3 protein-coding genes are annotated in these 4,935 nt (G+C 64.3%); 1 reads left to right on the top strand and 2 read right to left on the bottom strand.

Annotated features, from left to right (window positions below; all coding sequences use genetic code 11):
• Positions 1 to 121: 121 nt before the first annotated feature.
• Positions 122 to 1,780: a sugar phosphate isomerase gene (locus ACMLHG_RS01540; protein WP_417169315.1), complete on the top strand. Its 1,659-nt coding sequence runs from the start codon at positions 122 to 124 to the stop codon at positions 1,778 to 1,780.
• Between the two features lie 7 nt (positions 1,781 to 1,787).
• Here the strand turns inward: ACMLHG_RS01540 and ACMLHG_RS01545 are convergent, their stop codons facing one another.
• Together ACMLHG_RS01545 and ACMLHG_RS01550 are read right to left on the bottom strand one after the other, a co-directional pair.
• A complete protein-coding gene (locus tag ACMLHG_RS01545; RefSeq protein WP_417169316.1) occupies positions 1,788 to 4,409 on the bottom strand; it encodes an ankyrin repeat domain-containing protein in 2,622 nt (873 codons plus the stop codon).
• Positions 4,410 to 4,670: 261 nt separating this feature from the next.
• Positions 4,671 to 4,935 (bottom strand): hypothetical protein (locus ACMLHG_RS01550; protein WP_417169317.1); only part of this gene is annotated, 265 nt, incomplete at its 5' end.

Here is a 4,935-nt window from a genome sequence, read left to right on the forward strand (position 1 = left end):
CTTCGGCATGGAATCGCGCGCCGAAGCGGAAAAGAGTCTCCCCGCGGTGCACCGCTGCATGGATGCAATCCTGCGCCGCCTCGCACCGCCCGTTCCCTTCAACTGTTAAGGATGCAAGAAGATGAAAGAAAAAGCCAGAACCGCCGCCCGCAACTTTCTCGAAAACGAAACCGAATTTCACCTCGGCTTCCTGCCCACGGAGCAGTCCAACCCGATCACCCGGAACCTCGATCGCGCCTTTGCCTCCGCGACGGCAGAGGGAGTCCGGCTGCTGCAGCGCGCCGACCGCGAAGTGCTCCCGATGGCGCGGAGAATCTTCGCCTCGGAGGAGTTCCGCCGCATGGTCGAAGCGGGAGTGCGCACCGTAAAAGGAGGCGGGCGGATCGTCTTCTCCGGCTGCGGCGCGACCGGCCGGCTTTCGATTCTGCTCGAGTCGATGTGGCGGGAGTACTGCGTCACCCACCCCGGCACTCTCCGGGCGGACTCCGTCGCCAGCATCATGACCGGCGGCGACTATGCGTTGATCCGTTCGGTGGAGTTCTTTGAGGACTATCAGAGCTTCGGCCGGCGGCAGGTCGCCGACCTCGGCATGGGGAACAACGATATGCTCGTCGCCATCACCGAAGGCGGCGAAACCAGTTCCGTGATCGGCACGGTCAAAGAGGCGGTCGATCGCGGCAGTGCCGTCTTTCTGCTCTTCAACAATCCAGCCGCGCTGCTGCGGGAACGGCTGGTCCGCTGCCGCGAAGTGATCGACAATCCGGCGGTGACGGTGCTCGACCTCTGCTGCGGACCGATGGCGATCGCCGGTTCCACCCGGATGCAGGCGACCACCAGCGAACAGCTGGTCGGCGGCGCATTGCTCGAAACCATCCTCGCGGAGCTGCGCCCGGAACTCCCGGCGCCGGAGAACTTCGCCGACGCCTTCGAGCGGGTGCTCGGATTTCTGGAGTCCGCCGATTCCGTCGCCGCCATCGCCGGAGAGATCGATTTCGAAGCGGAAACCTACGCCAGTCGCGGGAAGGTCACCTATTTCGCCAACGACTACCTGCTCGACCTCTTCACCGACACCACCGAACGCTCGCCCACCTTCATGCTGCCGCCGTTCCGTCGGAAGGATGACCCGGCGGCCGTGCCGTCGTGGGCGTTCGTCAAGAACCCCTGCTACTCCACCCGCGAGACCTGGCAGCACATGCTCCGGCGCGCACCGCGCTGTCTGGAGTGGACCCCGGCCGATTACACCGCGATGGGAGCGCAGGACAAAATCATCGCCGCACCGCCGCACATCGGCACCGGCGACCTGTATCAGATGGAGGTGGGCAACGAACCGGCGCCGGAACGGCACACCGGGAAAAAGGACGCCGCCGTGCTCGTGCTCATCCCCGGCGCGCCGGGCAATCCGGAACTTGTCGCCGCCTTCGAAACGGCGGCCGCGCCATATCCGGTCCACCGCACGCTCGAGCTCCGTTCCGGAGCGGCGGATTCGCCGCTCGGCCTGATGCATCACATGGCGGTGAAACTTGCGCTCAACACCATCTCCACCGGGACGATGGTCAAGCTGGGCCGAGTGGCCGGCAACTGGATGAGCTGGGTGGACATCTCCAACAAAAAGCTGGTGGACCGGGCAATCCGGTTGATCTCCGAGCTGGGCAAACTCCCGTATGAAGAGGCCTGCTACGCGCTTTTCGACGCGGTGGAGGCCATGGCGCAGGAGGACTGGAGCAACCGGGAGAAACCCTCCCCGGTCCAGTACACCCTGGCTCGAATCGACAGGAAATAGAAACGCCTCAAGGCCGGAGCAGCGAAACGATCTTGTCGCGGCCATGCTCCGCGGCAATCTCCGCCGGCGTCCGCCCCTGCCGGTCGCACCGCGTCCGCGAAGCACCGCGGGCGATCAGCGCCTTGATCAGCTCAGGATCCTCCGAATACTCCGCCGCATAGTGAAGCGCGGTCCGGCCGGAACGATCCCGGGCGTCAATCCGCGCACTCCGGCGGACCAGCGGCTCCCAGACCGCGCTTCCCCGCCGGGAGCGGATCGCCGCCATCAGCGGCGTCATGCCGCCCCGCATGGCACGATCGCACTCCGCCCCCGCTTTCAACAGCAGCGCGACTCCGTCGGCGTTTCCGGCGGAAGCGGCGCAGAAAAGCGGCGTCGCTCCCCGGCGATCCACCACATTGCAGGGAACTTTGAGCGCAATCAACCGCCCGGTCATGGCGCTTCCGGGCCGGGATGCCGCCTCATGCAGCGGGGTCCGGCCGCTGTTCGGCTCGGCCCGCGTCAACGGATCTCCCGCTTTTTTCAACGCATTGAGCAGTGCAGGATCCCGTCCGATACGGGCAATCCGCCAGGCGCTCTGCCCGGGCCAGGCGCTGAAACGATCGTATCGATAGCCCATTCCGACCATCTCCGCCATAAGATCGGCACGGCCGCAGGTGAGCGCCAGCCGGAACGAATCCCGGTTGCCGTACCGCCCGATATACGCCCGCACATCGCGCGGCAGCGTCCAGCGACCGCAGAGATCAAGCAACACGTCGCGCTCCTCCGCCGTCCAACGGTTGGAACGGATCAAGGCGGCAAGACGCCCCGGGACATTTTGTTTCCCCTGAAGGAATTCCCGCTCCAGATCCTGAAGCTTTTTCCCCTGTTTGCCGGTAAACAAATACAGCAGAGGAACCGGATTCTGGAATTCCGCAAATCCGGGCAGCCAGTCCGGCGTCAGAATCTCCTGACGAGGGAACGCCACCAGAGCGGCAAGCTTCGCCTCATCGAGCGGAATTCTCTTCCGTGTTGCGAGCGCCCGGTCGTACCGAAGCGTGGCCATTTCAAAGCTCATCCGGTGCAGCAGAAGGAGATTGCGCGCATCCGCCGGGAGTTCCGCCGCCTCAAACCAGTCGAACAGCCGGTCGCCGCTCCGGGCGACGCCGGGCTGCAGATAGCCATTCTTCCAACGGTAATCCCAGCGCCTCGCCCCGGGAAGCGCAAGCAGTTCGAAGCCGAACAACGGAATCCGGGTATCAATCCGACCGGAATCCATCGCCGCACAGGCCAGTTCCGCAACCGAACGCAACGGACTTCCGCCGGCGGAAAGAAGCGATTCCGCCATCAGCCGGTACGCCGCAAAATCTCCGGGAAAGCGGCGGATCAGCTCACGGAAGATGGCGACCCGTTCCGCCGCCGAACGATCGGAAAACCGGTCCGCGCGGAGCAGACCGAGAAGCGGTTCCGGCCGGTCCGGCGCAAGCGACAGGGCGCGGCTCCAGGCCTGCCGGGCCTCCTCCGCCGCCGCCATGCTCCTCTTCCGCCGCTCTTCCAGCCCCCGTTTGCGGGCGGCCCCGCTGCCGGAAACCGGGGCGGAGGCGGCGGACGCGGCACGGTCGGACGCGACCCGTCCGGCGATCATCGCCGCCAGCCACGCATCGCGGTTGACGCCGGGCGTGGCGGCAAGCGCGGCGAAATCCTGCACGGTCAGCCCCTCCTCCAGCCAGAGCAGGAACCAGGGACCATCGGCCTCCGTCAGCACGCCGTCGCGGTAGAGACGCATCAAATTCCAGCGGAATCCCTCCGTATCGGGGCGGCGCCACCGCCTCACCGGCAAAGCGGCGACCACCCCGGCGGCAAGCGTCCCGGAAACCGGGTTCAGCTCCGGCGAGATCTCCTCGATCATCGCCGCCGCCGTTCCCGACGGAATTTCCCCGGCAGCGGTCATGGCAAGGATGCGGAACAATTCATCCATCGGTTCCGCCAGCGACTCTTCGCCGTCCGGCGACGCAGCGCGCCCCGCCTCCAGCGGCGCATGGCGGTGGGCGAGCAAACGCCGGAGCGGTTCCGGAGCGGTTCCGGGGTGTTCCGCCAACACAGACCGCTCCAGCCATTCGAAGAAACCGATCCGACGCGCCTCTTCCCCGGCAGGAGTTTCGCCGATTGCATCGAAGAGGCCGTCAAACAGGCCGTCGCCGGGCGGAAATGAGCCGGAACCCCCGGCGCTACGGCTCGTCTTTTCCTCCGTTTCCACGGCGGCGGCAACCGCCTTCTCCGCCCGGGCCGCCTCCGGCACAGAACGGAGCTCCTCGCGCAATGTGCGGGCCGCGGCGCACACCGCGCGATTGCGGTCCGGGTCGCCGGAATTTTCCGCCAGCCGGCGGCGGGCCAGCAGGAGACGTGTCCACGCGCTGCGCACGCCGGAGTGTCTGCGACACGCCATCAGAACGGCGTCCGCCGCATCCTGACGCGCCTGATGCAGTGCATCGACCGCGGTCCGGTATTCCGGCTTCCGGATCAGCTTCCGGCGCAGGAACTCCTGCTGCGCGGGAAAACTCTTCCACGCAACATCGGGTTCCACGGCGGCGGCGGAGAGCAGCCATCCGGCCAAAACCATGACCGGCAGAGCCGGTCGAAACAGTATTCTCATCTGCAGTCCTTCCCGTTTTCGCTCCTACAATACCATTCCAACCGGATTTTTCAACCGGCGGTGAAAATAACGAAGAGGCTATTTTTCACCGTAGAGCAGAAACCGGCAATGATGTGGATTTCACCGGATTTCTCCATTTTCGGCTTCCCCTCAATCACTGCGCGCCCGGGCTTGGATCAGCGGACGGACGCAAGCGATGGTTCGGCAAGACCAACGGGAAACGCTTCCGGGAAATCGTAAAAAAACAGAGATTGCAATCTCTCAATCGGTCGCCCCGTCTGATTCCTCCGCAGCACTGAAACCAGCAATCGAGAGCTTGAGGGATGCAAAAATGGAAAAGTTCCCCCTTTTTATTGTAAAACTTGTATAGAAAAACTCTCTTCCAACAAGGGGGACAGCGGGATTTTTCGAAACGGCAATCCGTTTTTTCTCGGTACACTGCCTCGAATACACACCTGTTCCTTCTGATGAAAAAACTTCCGCAGAGGAACAATGAATTGCATTTACCATCATCATCTTCTGCCGT

This window comes from Victivallis sp., from assembly GCF_048170485.1.
Lineage (GTDB): Bacteria > Verrucomicrobiota > Lentisphaeria > Victivallales > Victivallaceae > Victivallis.

Excerpts from the sequence above, each read along its gene's own strand:
- ACMLHG_RS01540 (WP_417169315.1), top strand. The coding sequence starts at position 122 with ATGAAAGAAAAAGCCAGAACCGCCGCCCGCAACTTTCTCGAAAACGAA.
- ACMLHG_RS01545 (WP_417169316.1), bottom strand. The coding sequence starts at position 4,409 with ATGAGAATACTGTTTCGACCGGCTCTGCCGGTCATGGTTTTGGCCGGA.